The 21,303-nt window shown below is 60.7% G+C and carries 16 protein-coding genes; 14 read left to right on the forward strand and 2 right to left on the reverse strand.

Features of this window, described 5'->3' with window-relative positions; genetic code table 11:
* The first annotated feature begins 197 nt into the window (after nucleotides 1-197).
* The 12 genes from gspG (at nucleotide 198) to FURADRAFT_RS15475 (ending at nucleotide 12,193) form a co-directional block, all read left to right on the forward strand.
* Complete coding sequence (gene gspG / locus FURADRAFT_RS15420) at nucleotides 198-611, forward strand: type II secretion system major pseudopilin GspG (protein WP_173387084.1); 414 nt, start codon at nucleotides 198-200, stop codon at nucleotides 609-611.
* An 11-nt stretch (nucleotides 612-622) separates the two neighbouring features.
* Nucleotides 623-1,813, forward strand: coding sequence for a type II secretion system F family protein (locus FURADRAFT_RS15425; RefSeq protein WP_008955085.1), 1,191 nt, complete (start codon nucleotides 623-625; stop codon nucleotides 1,811-1,813).
* Entirely contained in the window at nucleotides 1,810-3,510 is a 1,701-nt protein-coding gene (locus FURADRAFT_RS15430; protein WP_008955086.1) for a GspE/PulE family protein, read from the forward strand. The genes FURADRAFT_RS15425 and FURADRAFT_RS15430 overlap by 4 nt, the downstream gene beginning before the upstream one ends.
* Nucleotides 3,491-4,324, forward strand: a complete 834-nt coding sequence (locus FURADRAFT_RS15435; RefSeq protein ID WP_008955087.1) for a hypothetical protein — start codon at nucleotides 3,491-3,493, stop codon at nucleotides 4,322-4,324. Before FURADRAFT_RS15430 ends, FURADRAFT_RS15435 begins: the two co-directional genes overlap by 20 nt.
* A 1-nt stretch (nucleotide 4,325) precedes the next feature.
* Nucleotides 4,326-4,856 (forward strand): hypothetical protein, encoded by a 531-nt coding sequence (locus FURADRAFT_RS15440; RefSeq protein ID WP_008955088.1) that lies wholly within the window; start codon nucleotides 4,326-4,328, stop codon nucleotides 4,854-4,856.
* Nucleotides 4,853-5,401, forward strand: coding sequence for a hypothetical protein (locus tag FURADRAFT_RS15445; RefSeq protein ID WP_008955089.1), 549 nt, complete (start codon nucleotides 4,853-4,855; stop codon nucleotides 5,399-5,401). Before FURADRAFT_RS15440 ends, FURADRAFT_RS15445 begins: the two co-directional genes overlap by 4 nt.
* A 2-nt stretch (nucleotides 5,402-5,403) precedes the next feature.
* Nucleotides 5,404-5,913: a hypothetical protein gene (locus FURADRAFT_RS15450; protein WP_236261601.1), complete on the forward strand. Its 510-nt coding sequence runs from the start codon at nucleotides 5,404-5,406 to the stop codon at nucleotides 5,911-5,913.
* Nucleotides 5,910-7,910 carry a secretin N-terminal domain-containing protein gene (locus tag FURADRAFT_RS15455; RefSeq protein ID WP_150105084.1) on the forward strand — a complete coding sequence of 667 codons (2,001 nt, stop codon included), beginning with the start codon at nucleotides 5,910-5,912 and terminating at the stop codon, nucleotides 7,908-7,910. The genes FURADRAFT_RS15450 and FURADRAFT_RS15455 overlap by 4 nt, the downstream gene beginning before the upstream one ends.
* A 27-nt stretch (nucleotides 7,911-7,937) precedes the next feature.
* Entirely contained in the window at nucleotides 7,938-8,447 is a 510-nt protein-coding gene (locus FURADRAFT_RS15460; RefSeq protein ID WP_008955092.1) for a type II secretion system protein, read from the forward strand.
* Between the two features lie 137 nt (nucleotides 8,448-8,584).
* The gene (locus tag FURADRAFT_RS15465; RefSeq protein WP_008955093.1) at nucleotides 8,585-8,989 is read left to right on the forward strand and encodes a type II secretion system protein; all 405 of its coding nucleotides are present in this window, start codon (nucleotides 8,585-8,587) and stop codon (nucleotides 8,987-8,989) included.
* A gap of 2 nt (nucleotides 8,990-8,991) precedes the next feature.
* The gene (locus FURADRAFT_RS15470) at nucleotides 8,992-9,621 is read left to right on the forward strand and encodes a type II secretion system protein (protein WP_236261602.1); all 630 of its coding nucleotides are present in this window, start codon (nucleotides 8,992-8,994) and stop codon (nucleotides 9,619-9,621) included.
* 553 nt (nucleotides 9,622-10,174) lie between these two features.
* On the forward strand, nucleotides 10,175-12,193 hold the full coding sequence (locus FURADRAFT_RS15475) for an Ig-like domain-containing protein (RefSeq protein ID WP_008955095.1): 2,019 nt from the start codon (nucleotides 10,175-10,177) through the stop codon (nucleotides 12,191-12,193).
* Nucleotides 12,194-12,413: 220 nt separating this feature from the next.
* On the opposite strand, the gene FURADRAFT_RS15480 is transcribed toward FURADRAFT_RS15475, so the two are convergent.
* Entirely contained in the window at nucleotides 12,414-15,296 is a 2,883-nt protein-coding gene (locus FURADRAFT_RS15480; RefSeq protein ID WP_236261603.1) for an autotransporter outer membrane beta-barrel domain-containing protein, read from the reverse strand.
* A 710-nt stretch (nucleotides 15,297-16,006) separates the two neighbouring features.
* Between FURADRAFT_RS15480 and FURADRAFT_RS15485 the strand changes: the two genes are divergently transcribed.
* Together FURADRAFT_RS15485 and FURADRAFT_RS15490 are read left to right on the forward strand one after the other, a co-directional pair.
* Nucleotides 16,007-16,729, forward strand: coding sequence for a DsbC family protein (locus FURADRAFT_RS15485; protein WP_008955097.1), 723 nt, complete (start codon nucleotides 16,007-16,009; stop codon nucleotides 16,727-16,729).
* A gap of 531 nt (nucleotides 16,730-17,260) precedes the next feature.
* Nucleotides 17,261-19,075, forward strand: a complete 1,815-nt coding sequence (locus FURADRAFT_RS15490; protein ID WP_008955098.1) for an NEW3 domain-containing protein — start codon at nucleotides 17,261-17,263, stop codon at nucleotides 19,073-19,075.
* A gap of 123 nt (nucleotides 19,076-19,198) precedes the next feature.
* Here FURADRAFT_RS15490 and FURADRAFT_RS15495 read toward each other — a convergent pair whose 3' ends face one another.
* A complete protein-coding gene (locus tag FURADRAFT_RS15495) occupies nucleotides 19,199-21,079 on the reverse strand; it encodes a hypothetical protein (protein ID WP_008955099.1) in 1,881 nt (626 codons plus the stop codon).
* Nucleotides 21,080-21,303: the final 224 nt, after the last annotated feature.

Consider the following 21,303-nt stretch of genomic DNA (forward strand, 5'->3'; position numbering starts at 1 on the left):
ATGATTTAAATCACAATTCATCTATAGAAAAAAGTGAGGGGGGCACCTATAACGAGATCAATGTGGTTTCTGTCGTTAGTGTAGTAATAAATTGTGAAAACTTGGAGTGTCAGCAGCGAGGGGCGCTGAAAGATGCCCCAGGCTCCAAGACGGCTGGAAGGAGCGAGGGCGTGGAGGCAGAGCGGGTGTCCTGTGTCATGAAACACCGCCTGGAGCGAGGCTTTACCTTGCTGGAGCTGCTGGTGGTGATGGTGATCATCGGCCTGCTGGCGGGCTATGTCGCCCCGCGTTACTTCGCCCAGGTGGGCAAGGCGGAGGTCAAGACGGCGCGTGCGCAGATCGATGCGCTGGAGAAGGCCCTGGACCAATACCGCCTCGACACGGGCCATTATCCCTCTTCTGAACAGGGCCTGAATGCGCTCTATACCCGGCCCTCCGACGAGCCCAAATGGGAGGGGCCGTACTTGAAGAAGGGGGTTCCGCTGGATCCGTGGGGCACCGCCTATCAGTACCGCAAGCCGGGTGAGCACGGTGAATACGATCTGTTCAGCTACGGCAAGGATGGGCAAGCCGGTGGCAGCGGCGAGGATGCTGACATCGGCAACTGGTAGGACGACAGCTCATGCGCTTCGAGATAAAAGCGGTCAAGAACAGTGGCGAGGTGACCTTACTGGCGCTGGAAGCCCTCAACGACGGCGAGGCCGTCAACCAGGTCAAGAGCCAGGGCTACACGGTGCTGGCGATCAAGCAGAAGTCGTCGTCTCTCGCCCTGCCGACGCTGAAACATAGCCGCTTCCAGCTATTGCTGTTTACCCAGGAACTGCTGTCGCTGCTGGAGGCCGGGCTGGCGCTGGTCGAGGCGATCGAAGCACTCAACGAGAAGGAGCCGCGGCCGGAGTCACGCCGGGTGCTGGAGCGTCTGATCCAGCGCCTGTACGAAGGCCAGACCTTGTCGGTGGCGTTGCAGCAGTTCCCCGACATCTTTCCGCCGCTCTATCTGGCTACGGTGCGAGCCAGTGAAAAGACCGGCGATCTGGAAGACGCGCTGGGTCGTTACGTGGCGTACCAGACGCAGGCCGACCTGGTGCGCAAGAAAATGATCAACGCGTCCATCTACCCCGGCTTGCTGGTCACCGTCGGCTGCCTGGTGCTGGTGTTCCTGCTGTCCTATGTGGTGCCGCGCTTCGCTCACGTCTACGAGGCGATGGGTACCGAACTGCCGCTGTTCTCCCGCTTGCTGCTGGCCTGGGGGCAACTGATCGAAGCCCATGCCATCACCCTGTTGCTGGCGCTGCTCGCCGTGCTGGGGGGGAGCGTGTACCTGTTCTCGCTGGCGGGGGTGAAGCGCTGGATCGGCACGACGCTGTGGAAGATTCCCGCCGTCGGCCAGCGCATGCGGATTTACCAGTTGGCCCGCTTCTACCGCATGCTGGGCATGCTGCTGACCGGCGGGACGCCGGTGGTGCAGGCGCTGGGGATGGTGTCCGGCCTGCTGCAGGCCTCGCTGCGCGAACAGTTGCTGCAGGCCGCCCGCGACATCCGCGAGGGACGCTCGATTTCCCTCGCCATGAGCAGCAACGGCCTGACCACCTCGGTTGCGCTGCGCATGCTGCGGGTGGGCGAACGCACCGGTCAGATGGGCGGCATGATGGAGCGCATCGCCAGTTTCTACGAAGAGGAAATGGCTCAGGCGGTGGAACGCTTCACGCGCCTGTTCGAGCCGGCGCTGATGGCCTTTATCGGGCTGGTGATCGGCGGAGTCGTCATCCTGATGTACCTGCCGATATTCGAGCTGGCCGGGAGTATCCAATGAGCAGCGATCTGTCCCCCATGCCGGAGGCGCCGGCCCGCTTCACGCCCGAACAGCTGCAGCAGGCCCGCGAGGAGGCGCGCCGTCGCGAGCGTTCCGCGCTGGACGTGCTGGAAGAGCACTCCGGCCTGACCCATGAACACTTCGTGCTGAGTCTGGCCGAGACCTTCCATTATCCGGCCCTGGCCATGGCCGATCTCGATGCCCTGCAGCCGGCGTTCGACGTCATTCCCTACGCCGAGGCGGTGCGTCACGAGTGCCTGGCGTGTCGCGACGGCGAGGACGAGTTGCTGGTGCTGTTCGCCGATCCGCTCAACGCCGATCTGCAGGCCTGGGCCGACCACGTCGTCGCTCGTCCGGCGCGCTGGTGTCTGGTGCATCGGACCGATCTGAGCGCCTTCCTGACGCGCCAGGAGGCGTCGTGGCGGGCGGTGGACGTGTTGCTGGCCGGCGGAGCCGACCAGGCCGCCGCGACCTCCCTGGTGGAGGACATTTCCTACAAGTCGATCAGTGAAGACACCAGCCAGGTGGTCAAGCTGGTGCACTCCATCATCTACGACGCCCTGAAGGTGGGGGCCAGCGATATCCACCTCGAGAGCGACGGCGCGGGGCTGGTGATGAAGTACCGCATCGACGGCGTGCTGGACGCCGTCGGCAGCCTGAACGGCATCGATCTGGCCGAGCAGGTGGTGTCGCGCGTCAAGGTGATGTCCGATCTCGATATCGCCGAGCGGCGCGTGCCGCAAGACGGCCGCTTCAAGATCGCCATCCAGGGACGCGAAGTGGATTTCCGCGTCTCGATCATGCCCAGCATCTTCGGCGAGGACGCCGTGCTGCGCATCCTGGACCGGCGCGCTCTGACCACCCAACTGCAAGGGCTGCGGCTCGACAACCTGGGCTTCGACGCCGCGTCCATCGAGGAAGTCCGCCGCTACATCCAGGACCCCTACGGCATGGTGCTGGTGACCGGACCGACCGGGAGCGGCAAGACCACCACGCTGTACGCGGCGGTGACCGAAATCAACACCGGGCACGACAAGATCGTCACCATCGAGGACCCGGTCGAGTACCAGCTGTCCGGGGTGCTGCAGATCCAGGTCAACGAGAAGAAGGGGCTGACATTTGCCCGTGGCCTGCGTTCCATCCTGCGGCACGACCCGGACAAGATACTGGTGGGCGAAATCCGCGATACCGAGACGGCGCAGATCGCGGTACAGGCGGCGCTGACCGGCCACCTGGTGTTCACCACGGTGCACGCCAACAACGTGTTCGACGTGATCGGGCGCTTCGTCCATATGGGGGTCGATCCCTACAGTTTTGTCTCGGCGCTGAACTGCATCTTCGCCCAGCGCCTGGTACGGCTGAACTGCCCGTACTGTTCCCAGGCGGATCAACCCGACGCCCAGCTGGTGGCGGTTTCCGGCCTGTCGCCCGAGTTGGCGGCGACGATCGAGTTCCGCCGCGGCCGCGGTTGCGGCCACTGCCGCGGCTCCGGCTACAAGGGCCGCAAGGCGATCGGCGAGATGCTGCGCCTGACCGACGAGATCCGCGAGCTGATCGTGGCACGCGAGCCGATACGGCACATCAAGGAGGTGGCGCGCCGCAACGGCACGCGCTTTCTGCGTCAGGCCGCGGTCGAGCTGGTGAAGCGCGGGGAAACCACTTTACAGGAAATCAACCGTGTTACTTTCGTTGAATGACCGGGTCAAGATGGCGCTGTGTCCGGACCGGGTGATCCTGATGCGGTTTTCCCATGGACTGCGTCCGCACCTGCTCGACAAGTGCATCGTGCCTTGTCCGGAGGCGGAGGCCGCGTCGGGCTGGCAAGCGGCGGTCGCGGTGTTGCGCGAGGCGCTGAAGGCGCCGGAGTGGCAGAAGGCGACGGCGACGCTGGTGATCTCCAACCACTTTGTGCGTTATCTGCTGATTCCCTGGAACGACCAGCTGAGCTCGGACGAAGAGTGGCGGGCGATGGTGCACCATTGTTTCCGCCAGGTCTACGGCGACGAGGCGGAGCGCTGGGAGTGCCGCTGGAGCGGCGGCGGCTTCGGCACGCCGCTGATCGCCAGCGCCATCGACCCGGAGCTGCTGCTGGCCCTGCATCAGGTGGCGCAGGAGAGCGGGGTGAAGCTGGACTCGGTGCAGCCCTACCTGATGGCCGCCTTCAATCACTGGCGCCGCCGCATGGTCAGCGACAGCGGCTGCTTCCTGCTGACCGAGCCGGGGCGCATCGGGCTGGCCTGTTTCCACGATGGCCAGTGGGGCGGGCTGGTGTTCGAGCCCCTGCCGCCCACCGACGCCGCCACCGTGCTTCCCGAGTTGCTGCAGCGCATGTTGCTGCGCCTCGAGACGGGGGAGGCACCACACGACATCTTCGCCTTCGCGGCCGAGGTGCCCGAGTCGGCGTGGCCGCAGACGGACGGGACGACCATCCGCTTGCTGCCACTGGAACCCCTGCCCGGACTGCCGCCGGAGGCCGGCGCCGAGTACGCCATGGCGCTGATGGGAGAGTGAAATGCACACGATCGAGCTGGACTATGTGCGCAAGCATGAAAAGCTCGCCGGCAAGGCCCTGCTGATGGTGCTGGCGGCGCTGTTGGTGCTGCTGCTGAGCGCCTGGTATTACCTCTCCGTCTCGCACGAGGTGGAGCGCCGGGCACAGCGAGTGGCCGACAACCGGCACACCCTGCAGCGGCTGCAGCCGGCGCGCGAGCGCCCGCGCGACAAGGGCCTTGATCAGGCGATCAACCAGGCCAACGCGGTCTGGCAGAGCCTGAACCAGCCTTGGCCGGCGTTGTTTTCCGCGCTGGAGCAGAGCAAGACCGACGACGTGGCGTTGCTGGCGGTCGAGCCCGATCCGCTCAAGCACAGCGTGCGCATTACCGCCGAGGTGAAGAAGCGCGAGGCGATGCTGAGCTACATCGAACGGCTGGAACAGCAGCCGGGGCTGGGCAGCGTGGTGCTGCTGGAGCATCACATCAATCAGCAGGATAACGAGAAGCCGTTCCGCTTCTCGGTGCTGGCGGCGTGGAAGCCCGAGCCATGAACACCCTGCTGCCACGCTTGCGTTACACCTTGCGGCAGCTGGGCTGGCCGGGGGCGCTATTGCTGGCCACCGTGCTGGGGGCGGGGCTGTTTCACCTCACCGTGACGCTGCCGCTGCAGCAGCGCGAGGCCGCCTTGCTGCAGCAAGACCGGGAGCAGGAGCGCGACATCGCCCGCCTGCGCCAGGCGGCGCGCAAGCCCGAGCTTGGCCCGGAGCTGCGCCTGGCCCGTTTCTACCAGTCGTTCCCGCCGCGTGATAGCGCGCCGGTCTGGCTGGAGAAGATCTATGCCGCCGCCGAGGCGCAGTCGCTGGTGTTGCCCAAGGGCGAGTACAAGATCTCCCCGGACAAGAGCGGCCGCTTGTGGCGCTACGAGATCAGCCTGCCGGTGAGCGGTTCGTACACCCACTTGCGGGCGTTCCTGGCCCAGGTGCTAGAGGACAATCCGGCGGCGATGCTGGCCGATCTGCGCCTGAGGCGCGAGAACATCGGCCAGGAGCAGCTGGACGCCACGGTCCGCCTGGTGGTGCTGCTACGGGGGGCATGAGCATGCTGTCGCAACGACAACGCTGGGCATTGCTGGGCGGGGCGCTGGCGCTCACCCTGCTGCTGGCCGTGTGGCCGGATGGCGGCGAGGAGGGCTCCTCCCGCGCGGTGGTCGGGGTCGAGCCGCGCAGTCATGCCGGCGCCAAGCCGCAGGATCAGGCGCCGGTGCTGCTGGCCATGAGCATCGACACGCTGCCGCGCGGCGCGGGCGCGGAGGGCGAGGACAAGGAGGTGAAGAATATCTTTGCCCGCCAGACCTGGTTCGTGCCGCCGCCGCCGCCCAAACCGGCACCGCCCGCGCCACCGCCCTTGCCGTTCAGCTATCTGGGCAAGGTGATCGACGGCAATCAGGTCACGGTGTTCGTGACGCAGGGGGATCGTAACCTGGCACTGAAAACGGGGGACGTCGTCGACGGGGTTTACCGGGTGGACAACATCGCGCCACCGACGATGACGTTCACTTTCCTGCCGCTGAGCATGCAGCAATCCCTGGAAATAGGGGGAGCAAATTGAAACGCTTACTCTTTCTCATGCTGGTCGCCCTGTCTGTCCTGGCCGGGTGCGCCAGCAACAAGTCCTTCGTCGAAGGCAAGCGGATGTTGGCCGAAGGCAAGGCGGAAGAAGGTTTCGCCCAGCTGGAGCAGGCGGTCAAGGAATCCCCCACCAATGCCGAATACAAGGCCTACCTGTTCAGCCAGCGCGAGCGTACCGTCAACCAGTGGCTGGCGCAGGCGGTGACGGCGCAGCTGAACGGCAACTTCGACGAGGCCGAGGCCGGCTATCGCCGCATCCTCAAGATCGACCCGTATAACCAGCGCGCCAATTCCGGGCTGGACAGCCTGGCCATGGACCGTCGCCACAGCAAGCTGCTGGACGACGCCCGGGCCCTGCAGCAGAAGGGGTCGGTGGACCAGGCCATGGCGCTGGTGGGGCAGGTGCTGGCCGACAATCCGCGCCACCGCGAGGCCCGGATTCTGCAGCGCAAGCTCAACGAGGCGAAGCCGCGTGACACGCTGGCCAGCCCGCAGCTCAAGTCGGCGCTGTCGCGGCCGATCACGCTGGAGTTCCGCGATGCGGCGCTGAAGGCGGTGTTCGAGGTGATTTCGCGCACCTCGGGCATCAACTTCGTGTTCGACAAGGACGTGCGGCCCGATCTCAAGGCCACCATCTTCGTGCGCAACAGCACCATCGAGGACGCCATCCAGCTGCTCTTGGTGACCAATCAGCTCGACCGGCGCGTCCTCAACGACAACACCATCATGGTGTACCCCAACAATCCGGCGAAGCAGAAGGATTACCAGGAGCTGGTGATCAAGAATTTCTATCTCGCCAACGCCGAGGCCAAGGACACCGCCAACCTGATTCGCGCCCTGCTCAAGACGCGCGACGTGTTCGTCGACGACAAGCGCAACCTGGTGGTGATGCGCGACACGCCGGAGGCGGTCAAGGTGGCCGAACGGCTGATCGCCTCGCAGGACCTGGCCGAGCCGGAGGCGATCCTGGATGTCGAGGTGGTCGAGGTCAATCGGGCGCGTCTGCAGAGCCTGGGGATCGATTGGCCGAGCCAGGTGGGGTATGGCCTGTTGACCGGCGGCACCAGCACGCAGACCGGGACGGTGACCAACCCGACGACCGGCGCCGTCACGCCGGTCGTCACGCCGGGGGTGGCGGCTACGGTGGCCAGCGGGGTGATCAACCTGCGCAACAATCCACTCGGCCTGACCACGTTCATCGCCAACCCGGCCCTGGTGCTCCACTTGCAGGCCCAGGATACCGACGCCAACGTGCTGGCCAACCCGCGCATCCGCGTCAAGAACCATGAAAAGGCCAAGATCCACATTGGCGACAAGGTCCCGGTGTTCACCAGTACCGCCGTGGTCAACGCCGGTATCGCGCAGTCGGTGTCTTATCTCGACGTCGGGGTCAAACTGGAGGTGAAGCCGAGCATCGGCCTGGACGACGACGTGACCATCGACGTAGGGCTGGAAGTCAGCAGCATCGTCAAGCAGGTGGACTTTGGCACCAGCACCGCCTATCAGATCGGCTCGCGTGCCGCCGATACCACGTTGCGCCTGCGCGATGGCGAGACCCAGGTGCTGGCCGGGCTGATCCAGGACGAAGACCGCCGCTCCATCACCAAGATTCCCGGGTTGGGCGATCTCCCCATCGTGGGGCGCCTGTTCTCCAGCAACAACGACAGCCGTTCCAAGTCCGAAATCGTGCTGCTGATCACCCCGCATATCGTGCATAACCTGGACCTGCCCGACCGGCAGATCTCGGAATTCCGCGCCGGCACCGAAAGCAGCATCGGCGGCATGGGGGCGGTGGTGGGGGGCGTCTCGGCTCAGAGCGCTTCGTCCCCCGTGGCCCCGGCCGCGCCGGCTGAACCCCCGGCGGCCCCGGCTCCGGCCGCGCCGAGCGCGCCGGCCATGGTGCCGATACCCGGCATCGTGCCGTATCAGTCGGCGCCGCCCAGTCAGCCTGCGGCACCGGCCGCACCGGCCAAGTGAGCGTGGCGGGCGGAGGAGGGCGATGAGGTGACACCGTTCCAGCCATCGCGCCGCGCTCGTCTTGGGCGCGCAGGGTTCACACTGATCGAGATGATGGTGACGGTCGCCATCGTCGCCCTGCTGGCCAGCATCGCCCTGCCAATGGCCGAGCTCGCGGTGCAGCGCGAGAAGGAGCAGGAACTGCGTCTGGCTCTGACCCAGATACGGGAGGCTATCGACGCCTACAAGAAGGCGGTGGACGAGGGGCGTATCCCCAAGGCGGCCGATGCCTCCGGCTACCCGACCTCGCTGGAGATCCTGGTGGAGGGGGTGCCCGACCCCAAGGATCCGGACAAGAAGAAAATGTTCTACTTCCTGCGCCGCATTCCGCGCGACCCGATGGCCCGCGACGATGCCCTGGTCGCCGCCGCCGATACCTGGGGCAAGCGCAGTTACGCCAGCCCCGCCGACGCGCCGGAAGAGGGCGACGATGTCTACGATGTCTACTCGAAGACGGAGGCGCGCGGGCTGAACGGCATTCCCTACCGGCAATGGTGACGCGACCCCTCCGCGTCGTCGCCGCTCGGGCAAGGACGTCGGGCCGGTGCGCGGGGAGCGACCGGGTGGGCGACAAACTCTGCGGCGCGGCGCCAGCCCTGGCTGACGCCACGCCATCGACAAGCTGGGTGCATGGGATGAAACAGGACAAGCGATGCGGTGGGCGCCGACGTTATCGACGCGGCTTCACCCTGATCGAACTGATGGTGGTGATGAGCATCATCGCCCTGCTGCTGACCATTGCCGTGCCGCGCTACCTGAGCAGCCTGGAGCGCTCCAAGGAGGCGGTGCTGCACAGCGACCTGACCACCCTGCGCGAAGCCATCGACAAGTACTACGGCGACCGCGCCAAGTATCCCGATACCCTCGACGAGCTGGTGTCCAGCAAATACCTGCGCAACCTGCCCAAAGACCCGTTCACCGACAGCCCGACGACCTGGGTGGTGGTGCCCCCGGACGATCCGTCCAAGGGCGCGGTGTACGACGTGAAGAGTGGAGCCACCGGCAAGGGGCAGGATGGCACGGCGTATAGCGAGTGGTAGTCATGGCGAGGCGCAACAGCATGGCGCAAGGTTGGCCGAAGAACGGTTCCCGGGCCTGGGGAAGGGGGACGGCAGGCCGGCACCAGTCGGGTTTCACCTACCTGGGCGTGCTGATGCTGGTCGCCATCATGGGGGCCTTGCTGGCCGCTACCGGCGAGGTCTGGTCCACCGTGATCCGGCGCCAGAAAGAGCAGCAGTTGCTGTTCGTCGGCCACCAGTTCCGCGACGCCATCCGCCAGTATTACGAGCGCTCTCCCGGCGGGGTGAAGCGTTACCCGCGCACCCTCGACGACCTGCTGCTGGACAAGCGCTATCCCACCACCCAACGCTATCTGCGCAAGATCTACTTCGACCCGATGACCGGCAAGCAGGAATGGGGGCTGCTCAAGGCGCCGGACGAAGGCATCGCCGGGGTCTACAGCCTGGCGCGCGGCACCCCGATCAAGGTGGACAACTTCGCGGCGCCGGATGCCGCCTTCAAGGGCGCCCCGCGCTATTCCCGCTGGCAATTCAGCTATCAGCTGGTGCAGCCGGGTAGTGCCAACGGCAGCCAAAATACCCCGTCGACATCCGACGCGCAGGACAGCGAGGATACGGCGGACGATCAGACCCAGGCGCCCGCCGTGCAGTGAATTCAAGGCTTCCAGACCGTATTGCCGCGCACCGCCGCCCCCGCGCCAGCTATTCATCGGCCTAGCTCATCATCATCTTCCCTCCGGTTTCGAAGCATTTGGCGAGCGTTGTAAATACCCCATAGTTTTGCCGTAACTGGCCGTGTTTTATCTTGTTTTGTTAATGACATATTCTTAATTAAAACAAAGGCATAGTGAGTCTGTTTTATCTGGTGCCGAGGCCGGGAAACGGCCTCGGTAATCCCGTTTTGGTGTGTATAGTGAGGGCCTGATCTATTAGAAATCAGGGAAAAATCACTGGCGATGTCCGGTTCCAGGGCATTCGCAATGACTTGACTGATAGCGTTTTGGCGCACACCAGGCTCTCTTTATAAAAACAGGAGCCAAGGCAATAAATAAGGTGTGGCCGCAGCAAGAAGCGATCGCTGCTCAGTCATTTCCTCAGGGGGGGCCAAAGGGGGTCACGTTCCTGTACAGGAAAGGGCGGGTTCGTCTTGTTCGCATTCGGGTCGGGTTGGCAGGTGAGTTTCCCAGACAATGAGAAAGGAACCTCATGTTTGGAACTGCCGCCGCGAACTGCGGCCAAAGGGGCTTGTTTACCCGTGTCATGCCGGGATTGCTGTTGGGCCTGGCGCTGCTGGCTTCTGGCCCAAGCCTTGCCCAATCAACCAAGACCACCTCTCAAAATCAGGCTGCTGCAACAACCGGTTCCGCCGTCGAACGCGAAGGTGTGCTCGAAGTCATCCACTGGGATAACCTCGACAAAACCAGCTCCTTCAAACGTTACCTGCGCACCAACGACGGCAAGCGTTTTGAGCTGAAATTCAAGAAGCATGCCCCGTCCCATCTGACCGGCACCAGAATCAAGGTGAGAGGGATGCAAAGTGGCAACGTACTGGCGCTTGATTCCAGCACCAGTTCCTATCAGGTCTTGGCGATGCCCGCGCCCAACGCGGTTGGTGCACAGAACACGGCAGTGCTGCTGGTCAATTTCACTGACAATACCACTCAGCCGTTTACCACGACCCAGGTCAACAGCACGGTATTCGGCTCGGCCAACAACTATTTCAAAGAAAACTCCAGCCAACAGACTTGGCTGACGGGGAGCGTGTACGGTTGGCTCACCCTCCCGATGACGCAAACCTGCAGTTACTACAATATTGCCACTGCGGCTAATACCGCCGCGGCCAATGCGGGGATCGATCTCTCCCCGTACACCCGCTTCGTTTACATCTTCCCCTACAACAGTACCTGTGGCTGGAGCGGCATGGGGACGGTCGGTGGCTCTCCTTCCGATGCGTGGTTGAATGGCCGTTTGGCCACAACGGCGGTAACCCACGAAATGGGCCACAATCTTGGCCTGTATCATTCCCACTCTATGGAGTGTGGCGCGACCAGTATCGGCAGCAGTTGCACTAGCAGTGAATATGGAGACCCGTTCGATGTGATGGGGGCTCCGGCCGGGACCGCCCACTACAATGCCTTTCAGAAGGAACGGCTTGGCTGGTTGAACTACGGCACCTCGCCGACAATCACGACGGTGAGCAGCTCCGGCACCTATGCGATTGAACCATATGAAACCAGTACCACCGGCGCCAAGGCGCTGAAGATTCTGAAGAGCACCGATCCGACTACGGGAAACAAGACATGGTATTACGTCGAACTCAGACAGGCGCTGGGGCAAGATACCTATCTCTCCAGCTATCCCAATGTGGTCAGCGGTGTGCTGGTCCATACGGGGGCCGATGGCGATGGCAACAGCAGTTACCTGCTCGACATGACGCCGAACAGTTCGACCAACGACTGGATTGACCCGGCCTTGACGGCGGGCCAAAGCTTTACCGACAGCACGGCCGGCATCACCGTCACCGTCCAGTCGGTGAGTTCCACTGGCACCAGTGTGAGTGTGAGCCTGGCAGGCCAAACGGCATCGACGTCGACCTGTACCCACGCCAACCCGACTGTCAGCCTGTCTCCCGGGCAAAGTCCCACGGTAACTCCGGGCACGGCGGTAACGTATACCTTGAGCGTCACCAATACGGACTCAAGCGCCTGCTCCAGTTCTCAGTTCAACTTGAACACGGTGGTTCCGTCCGGCTGGTCGGTAAGTTCCGCTAGCTCGGTATTGAGCTTGGCTCCCGGGGGCAGCGGCAGCACCTCGGTCGTGGTGACGTCGCCCACGACCGCCACGACCGGTTACTACGGGGTGAGCTCGACGGCCACCAATGGCTCCGCCACCAGCTATAAGGCATCGGCTTCAGCGACCTACGCCCTCGCGACAAGCTCGACTACTACCACCCAGCCGCCGGTGGCTGTGAATGACAGCGCGACAACCAAAGTAGCCTCGCCGGTGAATATTCCCGTGCTGGCCAATGATTCAGATCCGGCCGGTAAGAAACTGACGGTCATCGCCGTCGGTGCTGCCGCACATGGGAAAGCAGTCATCAATGCCGACGGCACCGTGACGTACTCACCCAACGGCAAATACAAGGGCAGCGACAGCTTCAGCTATACCATCAGCGACAGCAGCAGCACCGCCTCTGCCATGGTATCGATCCAGATCAGCCGCTAGACGAACAAGGGGGCAACCTGCCAAGCCGATCATGGGCAAAGCAAGGTTGATTCGAAGGCCCGGCGCAAGCCGGGCTTTTTTCTTTCGGTCGCTGTCCCCAGTGTGCCGCTCATGCTCGGCAAGCCGGATGTGATGTCGGGTGATGGGGGCAAGAAAACGGCTAGTCGTGAAAAAGCCCGGCCGAAGCCGGGCTTTCGTAAGGTGCCAAAGCTGCCATCCCTTATTGGCAAGCACTTGGCAGGTTGTTGTTGTAAGCGTCCAGCTTGGAGGCCAGATTGTTGGCGGTGGTTGCATCCGCCTTGGTCAGGTTGCTGTACGAGCCGGTGCCATTAAAGCCGTACTTCACTAGCAGGGCGTTCGCCTGAGTAATGGCAGAGCTGACTGCCGGGCAAATCGCCGCACCTGCCGTGACGTTCAGTTCAGCGGCCAGAAGCTGGGCTGCCAAACCGTACAGCGGATTGCTTGCCATCTTCTTGCCCGTCAAGATGTCGGACTTGTTGAGTAGCAAGACTGCATAGCAAACATCAGTGCTGGAACCATCCAGGTACAGGGTACCAACCTGTTCGCCCGGAGGCGTTGCCAAGGCCAGGGTCTGGTCAAGTACCGGAGCTTGTTTCCCGTTGCTTTGCTTGCAAGAGGAGGCTGTCCAGTTTTTCCAGAAGCCGATGGTCCGAGCGTTACCTCCCGGAGGCGGCGTGTTGTCTACCGCGAACGACTTGGTTTCACCTGCTGCTACCGTAAAGTCGGTGCACAGCACGCTGTTATCACCACCCGGGTTGAACACCGTGAAGGCGCTGCTCAGCGAAGTCTGCCATCCCGGCAGTACCACTTCGCAAAGCTGGTAGTGCGTACCCGGAACCAGCAGGGTGCTGAAGGTGAACGTGCCATTATTGGCGGCATTGGCGGTGGCCGTTTCCAGCGTAGTCCCGGCTTGCGTCGTGCTGGCTCCCTGTCTCAACTGGAAGTCAAACGACTCCGTGCCTGTCAGTGCCGCGCCACTCTGCGTCTTGACAACGGTTGCTTTGCCAAGCTTGGTGTTGTGGAACGAGCACTGGAACAGCTTGCCTGCGTCAGCTGGGTAATTCACCGCGAAGCTGCAGATGGTGGTGGTGGCACCGTCATTCGGTGTCGCACTATCCAACTGCCAACCGCTCTTCAGCGTTTCCGTCATGGTGAACGTGCCTTCTTGCAGGGCACCACCAATGTCCACATAGCCCGCGCCGGCATTGGCCGTAGCTTGGATTCCGGCTGGCGGAAGTCCCGGCCCTTGCAGGGTGAAGGTCCAGGTGAAATCCGGATCGCCAGACTGCAATAGCGGATCGGTTATTTTCTGAACCTGTGCGGATGCCGGGCCAGCCAGTAGCTGATCATTGTACTTAACTGTACCCGAGCAGTTGGGCAATGTGAGGTCCTGGGTCTTCGTCGTGCCCGATGGATCCGATAGGCCGATGACTTGACCGGTATTGGAGCCAGCCGGCGTGAACGTCGCCGATTGTTCCACCACGGTGTAGTTATCCGGCACCAGACCTGTCAGGGTCGACGTCAGTTCGGTCGCACCTCCTCCAGTGAACGAGATGGTTACGTCTTCTCCATACGTGCTGTCATTGGCTCGCGAGACATGGAACAGAATGTCAAGTTTGTCACCCGCAAACAGGAACGTTGGGTTGGAGTTATCGATCACCTTGTCAATTGTCAGCGCAACAGAAGCCGACGAGGAAATATTGACATTGAGCGGACCGGCGCTCGCCAAGGTGACATTATTGTCACCCGTCAGAGTGGCCGAGTCACTCAATACGCCACTGGTGACCTGCAGGCTTGCCAGGTAGATCGTCTTGTTGAAGCTCACCGAACCGCTATCCGTCTGGGCTCCCGAACTCCACCCTACCGGACCGACCGTGTGAGTTCCGGCAATATATCCACCTGTGAAGCTGCCAACCGATGGTGTCGCAACCGAGAACGTCAGACCCGTGCCCGTAATGGACTCGGTATCGGTAATGCTGACCGTCGAGTTGTTGATGGTCCCTGCCGTGATCTGTGCCTTGGCCGTCGCACTGGTATTTCCCGGTACGGTAATGCCCGTATCTTTGTCGGTATACGTGGCCGTGGCTACATCGTTGAGGAAGTCACCGATATTGCCGTCCGAGGATGGCAACGTGACCGTGTGGGTGAACACATGCGAGGAGTTCGCGGGCACGTCAAACGATCCGAGGTTGGCGGTGTCCAGTGGTACCGACGGTGTCGTACCCTGGTAGATCGTGTCGCTTACTGCCACGGTAATGGTGCGCGATGCGGGGTTGGTGGCCGTAATGTTGGCTGTCACCGAGATCGTTCCCGGAATGATGCTGACTTTAGTCCAGGTCACGGTAATCGTGACCGGTTTTTCAAGCGGCGCATCTTTCACGCACACATCGCCGAACGAGACTTCCGCCGGGTTGGCTTCTTTTTTCAGGCTCCACGCCTGGTCGCCACCCTGTGCCGCACTCATGTTCTTGTCCAGCTTCTGCGGCAGGATTTCCTTCACCGGGATGGAAACATCGCGGCAACCAAGCCCTGAGCAATCAACAGTGGATGCTCCAGTCGAGAGTGCGAGGTTCGAGTGAAGCGACGATCCCGGGAACAAATGGGAACCCAGTGCCAGGCGCTCATGGTAGTCATACACGCAGGTCGTGTTCTGGGCCTGATTGATGGTGAGCAGGCGATAGATCGACGCGGTAAGTCCACCCAGTCCCGGGGACATTTGCGTTTGAGGACCGACGGTGGGGGCGGTGCACGAGGCGCTAGACAACGCGGTGTTCAGCACGGGGACTGAAATGACGTCATAGCCCAAGGCGGTTCCGCTCAGGTTGTCGGCCACTACGGCAATGGTATAGGTCTGGTTTGATGGTGCTGCATTGCCCGCCGCCGCTGTCACGCGGTGCGGAACCAGATCCAGCTCATTCCAGCCCTTGCCAAGGTTGCCCGTGGTATAGGCCGCATCAGGGCAAACAAAGGGGCCTCCAGGTGGGAAGGTGATGGAGCCGTCATTGCGGCAGCCTTCCAGTGTGAAATTGACATGGCTCGGATCAGTCGCGAACGCAGGGCTCGCACCGAGTACCAGAAGCAAGGTAGTGAGTAGCAGTCTGAAAAACGTTAGAAAAGGTCGTTTGTCGCCACCCGGCGTCATCGCCGTGGCGGATGAGTGCGTTCTGGGAGCTTTCCGACGTCTCCCGAAACAATTGGAGTCCATTTTTCTACCTCCTCTGATTGCTCAAAGGCGGTTCCTGCCAAGGAATCGCACGCTTGATTCCCCTATGACCAGCGACAATATCGCCAGGATGTTTTATTGATGTTACTTCTTATCGGGTTATTCCCTCATTCGGCACTGAACAAGTTGTCCTGCTCAATGGACCGATGGGGCATAGGCTTATTGGCGGGTGCAGCGGTACATACCGATAGGCTTGCCTCCAGCGTAAGAGAAAGACACACAGTAAATATTAGGATGTGGTTTCGAAAGATTCAACGTCATGTTTAAAATATAATGATGTCAACTATTGGAAATAAATATCCCTGACGATGAATATCGACGCTGCTGATCGGAAATATTTTGTTGACGAGTAATACAAAATTGCGAAAGCAACTGCGGGGGCGTGGATGCAACGTGATCTACGGTTATGTCAAAGGCAATGCCGCTTAGTAATCCTCACTCATTTGTTTCCCGTTTGTCCCAATGAACTGGGCTATCAGCACGATGAATCCTCAGCATCGTTTCCCTCCCTGAACTATATCTAATTTTACTTGTTCCGCATTTTCTGTCTGCAAAAAGGGAAGAGAGTCATGAAGAAAAACTTATTGCTGGGATCGGTGATTGCGTTGGTATGGCTGGCAAATGGCGCCTGGGCCGATGAAAAATCGGTCAGGTCTTTATTCGAACAGCGCTTCCCCGGCGCCAAGGCCGAGTCGGTAACGAAAGAACCGCTATCGGGGCTGTACGAGATTTTTATGGGTGGGCAGGTACTCTACGCCGATGAAGGGGTCAATTACGTCATCCAGGGCAGCCTGGTCAACGCCAAGACCCGCCAGAACCTGACCGCAGAGCGGCTGAAGAAACTCACCGAAATGCCCTTCGACAAACTGCCTTTCGATCAAGCCATCAAGATCGTGAAGGGCAACGGTTCACGCAAGCTGGCTGTCTTCGAAGACCCGGATTGCCCATTCTGCAAACAACTCGAGACCGAGCTGCGCAAGGTCGACGACGTGACGCTCTACGTTTTCCTCTACCCACTGGAACAGCTGCACCCTGGCTCCACCACCAAATCCATGAAGATATGGTGCGCGCCGGATCGGGCCAAAGCCTGGCTGGGCGCCATGCAGGATGGGACTATCCCTGAAGGAAAGGGGGAGTGTGACAATCCCGTCGCTAAACTGGCCGAATTCGGACGCTCCCGTCGTATTACCGGTACACCGACGATGATTTTTGAAAACGGCACCCGTGTCGCCGGTGCTGTTCCTGCCGGAAGGATCGAGCAATTGCTGGGTGAGAACGTCGCCAAGCAATAATCCTGCTCAGATTTTCCACGTGAAAGCCCCTTGGTTCGCCAAGGGGTATTTTTATTTAATGTCCAATGGTTTTTGCCGGTAGTGTTTTTGTTTGATAAATTGTTATTCCAATAACATATTAATTGATGTATAAATACATCATTTGGATTACCGGTTTTTGTGGGTGTGACGAGTTTACGTGATAAAAATATGATTTTTTGTTCTTTTTGTGATTTGTTCCATTCAAATGTCTTGTTTTTGTCGGCTCCATGATAGTCGATTGCCATTTGTGCCTGACGGTGTATAGTGAGCCTGCCAATGTTAAGCAAACATAGGAAACATTCACCGCTGACGGCGCCGAAAAAAAAGAGCGCCTTGTCGTGGCAGGTTATTGGCTACCAAAAACAATAAATGGTTATCACGATAATAAAAATGGCAAAACAAAAAAGGGTTTATTGTTATTGCGATAGGGGCATTTTTTTATCCTGATAGCCTTGGCGAAATGACCGGTCAGGTTGCGGTGGGGTTTCCTTTAATGAAGAAAGGAATCTCATGCTTCGCCATTCAGGGGGATTATCCGGCCAGCGCGTCGGCCTGCACTACATCCTGATGTGTTGCTGGCTGACGCTGCTTTTTTTTGCCTCCCCCAGCTTTGCCCAATCTACGGCTGGCTTGAAAAACAGCCCTCAGGCCTCCTCCTCCGCGCAGTCAGTCCAACTCCAGGGTACCCTGGAGGTTCTGCACTCAGATGATCTCAAGAACAAGAAGAGCCATAACCGCTACTTCCTGAAAACAGATGCGGGCGTACGCTACGAGATTCAGTTCAAGAAGGGCCATCCTCGAAATGCCCCGGGCAGCAAGGTTCGGGTCACGGGCACACAGAGCGGCAACACCATTATGCTGGAGTCGACGGGCACGACCAGCTACCAGGTGCTCGCTGCCCCCGCATCCGGTTTGAACGCGCTGGGCGAACAAAAGACCGCGGTACTTCTGGTCAATTTCCAGGACCAGCCCACCAATAAGCCTTGGACGCTCGCCGACTGGAACAGCTTTGTCTTCGGTACCGCCAGTGGCACGGTAAACAACTTCTATCTGGAAAACTCGTACCAGCAGACCTGGTTTGCCGGCAACGTTTTCGGCTGGTACACGCTGCCGATCAACAGCACGGATGCCTGCAACACCGACAACATCGCGGCAGCGGCCAGAACGGCGGCCAGCGCCGCCGGGGTCGATCTTTCCGGCTACGCTCACTTGGTCTATGTCTTTCCCAATACCAGTAGTTGTTCCTGGGGGGGCTTGTCGTCGGTCGGCACTGTTCCGTCCCAATCCTTCATCAATGGCTTCATGAAGCTGGATGTGGTTGGCCACGAACTCGGTCATGCGCTCGGCTTGTGGCACTCGCACGGGCTCGATTGCGATGTAAGCCCCACGGGAAACAGTTGCAGCTACATCGAGTATGGCGACCATGTCGATCTCATGGGATGGCAAACCGGGCACTTCAACGCCTTCCAAAAAGAAAGACTGGGCTGGCTGAACTACAACGTGTCGCCCCCTATTGCTACGGTGCAAAGCAGCGGCAGTTACGTGATCGAGCCTATGGAGAGTGCGGGTGGGGGCAACCCCAAGGGGCTGAAGATTCTCAAGAGCACCGATCCCACTACCGGTGCCAAGACCTGGTATTACCTGGAATACCGCCAGCCGATCGGGGTCGATTATTACTTCAGCACCAACAGCATTTATCAGCCGGCCAATATTTTCGGTGGTGTTCTGGTGCGTACCGGAACGGATGGCGATGCCTCGAGCAGTTTCTCCCTCGACATGACTCCCGGCAGCCTTTCCTCCTCTACCGGGGCCGATCTGGCGGATCCTGCATTGGTGGTGGGACAAAGCTATACGGATGCCTCTGCCGGGGTGACCATCACCCCCACTTGGGCCAATAGCACCGGTATCGGCATCGATGTGACGTTTGCCAAGACGGCATGTACCCGAGCCAATCCCTCGGTGGCGATATCCCCCGCTCAGAGCTCCTCTGTCCTCGCGGGGACGGCGGTAACCTACACCGTGGCGGTCACCAACAACGACAGCAGCGGCTGTAGCGCCTCCACCTTCAGCCTGCAGGGGACCGTGCCCAGCGGCTGGAGTGGCACCTGGGCCGCCGCCAGTCTGAACATCGGCCCGGGCAGTGTGTCCTCGACCACCTATACCGTCACCTCGTCCTCCTCGGCAGCAGCGGGTACCTACAGTATCAGCGGGAAGGCAACCAACACGGCGGCGACGGCCTACAGCGGCAGCGGCTCGGCCAGCTACGTCATCGGTACCTCGTCGACCAGCACGACCACGACCAAAGGCAAGGGCCGTACCAAGTAAGGCAGGAGATTCGGGCTGCCGCCTCTCCTCTGCACGGCTGGTCGATTTGCTGTAGGTATGAAAAAGGGCGATGAGTCTTGCGACTCATCGCCCTCGTTTTCCCTGGTTGTCAGGAAGAGGTGCTTACTGTGGTGTCTTGCCACACTGAGAGTCGGTCAGGCAGTCGATGACATCCGGGATGCCATCAACATCTGCGTCGCAGAGGTAGCAGGTAGCTTGTGCCGGGCCGGCGGTGAATGTCCCTTTTATGCTGCCCGTACCGGTGACGCTTGCTCCATCGGAGAAGGCGGCAGTGGACGGCGGGTTCGCCAGATCGGTGTTGGTCGGGTTGTAGCTACCGGTGAAGCAGGCCGTCTCGTTCGGCGACAGCACCAGGTCAGGGGTCTGCAGCGCGGTCAGTGTCGAGCAGTCGACCTGGGTAAAGCTGCTGACCTTGGTGTCCGTCGGCGTGTTGATGGTGACCAGTTGATTGGAGGTGCTTGGGTTGGTCACAGTAACCTCAACGTTAGCCTTCAGCGCTATCAGCGAGTTGGAACCAGCAACCAGTTGCATGCCTTTGCAGACCTTGGTGATTTCTAGGTCAGCCTGGACTGTGGCTTGGCAGGCGGCAGCGCTGGCGCTGCTCACGACGGCATCTTTCTGGATATCGCTCAAGCCTGCCGACGAACCGGCCACGGCATGGATCGAATCCTGGAAGCTGTTCAGCGCACCCGTGCACGAAACCCCGACAATCACGCTGTCGTTCGGGCCCAGCGAACTGGCCACTTTGACCAGGTTGCCCGATTCGAGCTGCGTATTGACCACAGACGCATCCACCACTGCCGTACCCGTGCCAGTGACACTGCTGATCTTGCAAGTCTCGCCGGTCTGCCCAAAGGTGAAGGTTTCCTTGAAGCTGGCGTCGTAGACCGTGCCGGCAGCACTGTCGTTGGTGATGGTGACCGTGAACGGGCTGGTGAAGGTGGTGAAGTCGCTGTTTACCGAAGCCGCAGAGCAAGTCTTGGTGGCACCGATGCTGCAGTTCGAGAAGTTGCCCAGCGTAAAGTCGAAGATGGTCGCGCCGAGCGACGTCGAGGAACGGGTATCGGCCAGGTAACGGTTGAAGCACCCGGAGATGCCTGCCGAGGTCAGGTCAATGCCGCCTTCGAAGAACTCGCCGATGTCCAGGTCCTTGGAGCTGGTGTAGTCCGTGCTGCTCGGGTTGGACTGTTTGGTTTTCACCAGCCAGGGCACGTCCGGGGTGTTGCCGTCGCCGTTGAGCACGGCCCCGTTGACCTTGGCGCAAACATCAAAAGCCGTGCCGTCGCATTCACCCCCCGAAGCAACCGGGTTCGGGCCCAGTGAGCCATCGGCCCCGCCGTTCCACCTGTAGGCATTGATCGTGCTTACGCGGCCACCGTTGGTGAATTCGGAAACGATCAGGATGTCGCCGTCCGTGTGAGTGCCCGTGAAGCTGGTCGTGCCGTTGCCTGCGGGGCAGCTGACGGTCGGATCCTTGAGGAACCAGAAGCCGACATCCTTGGTACCGTCATTGGACGCCACATCCAGGCCAAAGTAGACAAACAGGTGCGGCTTCCCATCCGACGTCCCGACTGTTTTGGTGTACGCAACCGCGTAAGCGTTGTTGATATCCACCTTGTCGTTGACGTTGTTGGTCTTCTTGCACTGCCAGCCCGGGGTGATGTTCAGCGTGTCCTTACTCCCGGTGGCGTAGAGGCTGTTGTCGGCAGTGGTTGCCGGAAAGAAATCGACAAGGAAGCTGGCCGAAGTGAAGCCAGCCGGCAAGGGCGACTTGGCCGTGGCTCCCGCGCTGGGAGCAAGCCCCGTGAAAATATCCGACCAGTCGGGTTTTCCGGCGGGGCCGCCGGTGCTGGAAAGGATGTCGCCATCAAGCTGGAAGTTGTCGGCCGGGTTGTCAGCCAACGCTGGCGCCGTGCCCGCTAGTGAGAAGGCTGTGCCCATCAACAGCGTTCCCAACAGCTTTTTGAAACAATGTGTACCCACGATACACCTCCTTTGAAACACTCAAAGGCGGTTCCTCCCTAAAGGAATCGCACGCAAGATCCCCTTTTTTTGCCAAATTTCCACCAAAGCTATCTATCTTCGTTATTTTTGTTCGCACGAGAAACCGTCAAACGACACGCGGGATTTTCTGCTTTGCTCGCGAGCATGGTGCTATTCCGGGATGACGGCGGGGAGGTCTAACTTTGTCTTCTCCCTATGCCATG

The sequence above is a fragment of the Pseudogulbenkiania ferrooxidans 2002 genome, from assembly GCF_000174355.1.
Classification (GTDB): domain Bacteria; phylum Pseudomonadota; class Gammaproteobacteria; order Burkholderiales; family Chromobacteriaceae; genus Pseudogulbenkiania; species Pseudogulbenkiania ferrooxidans.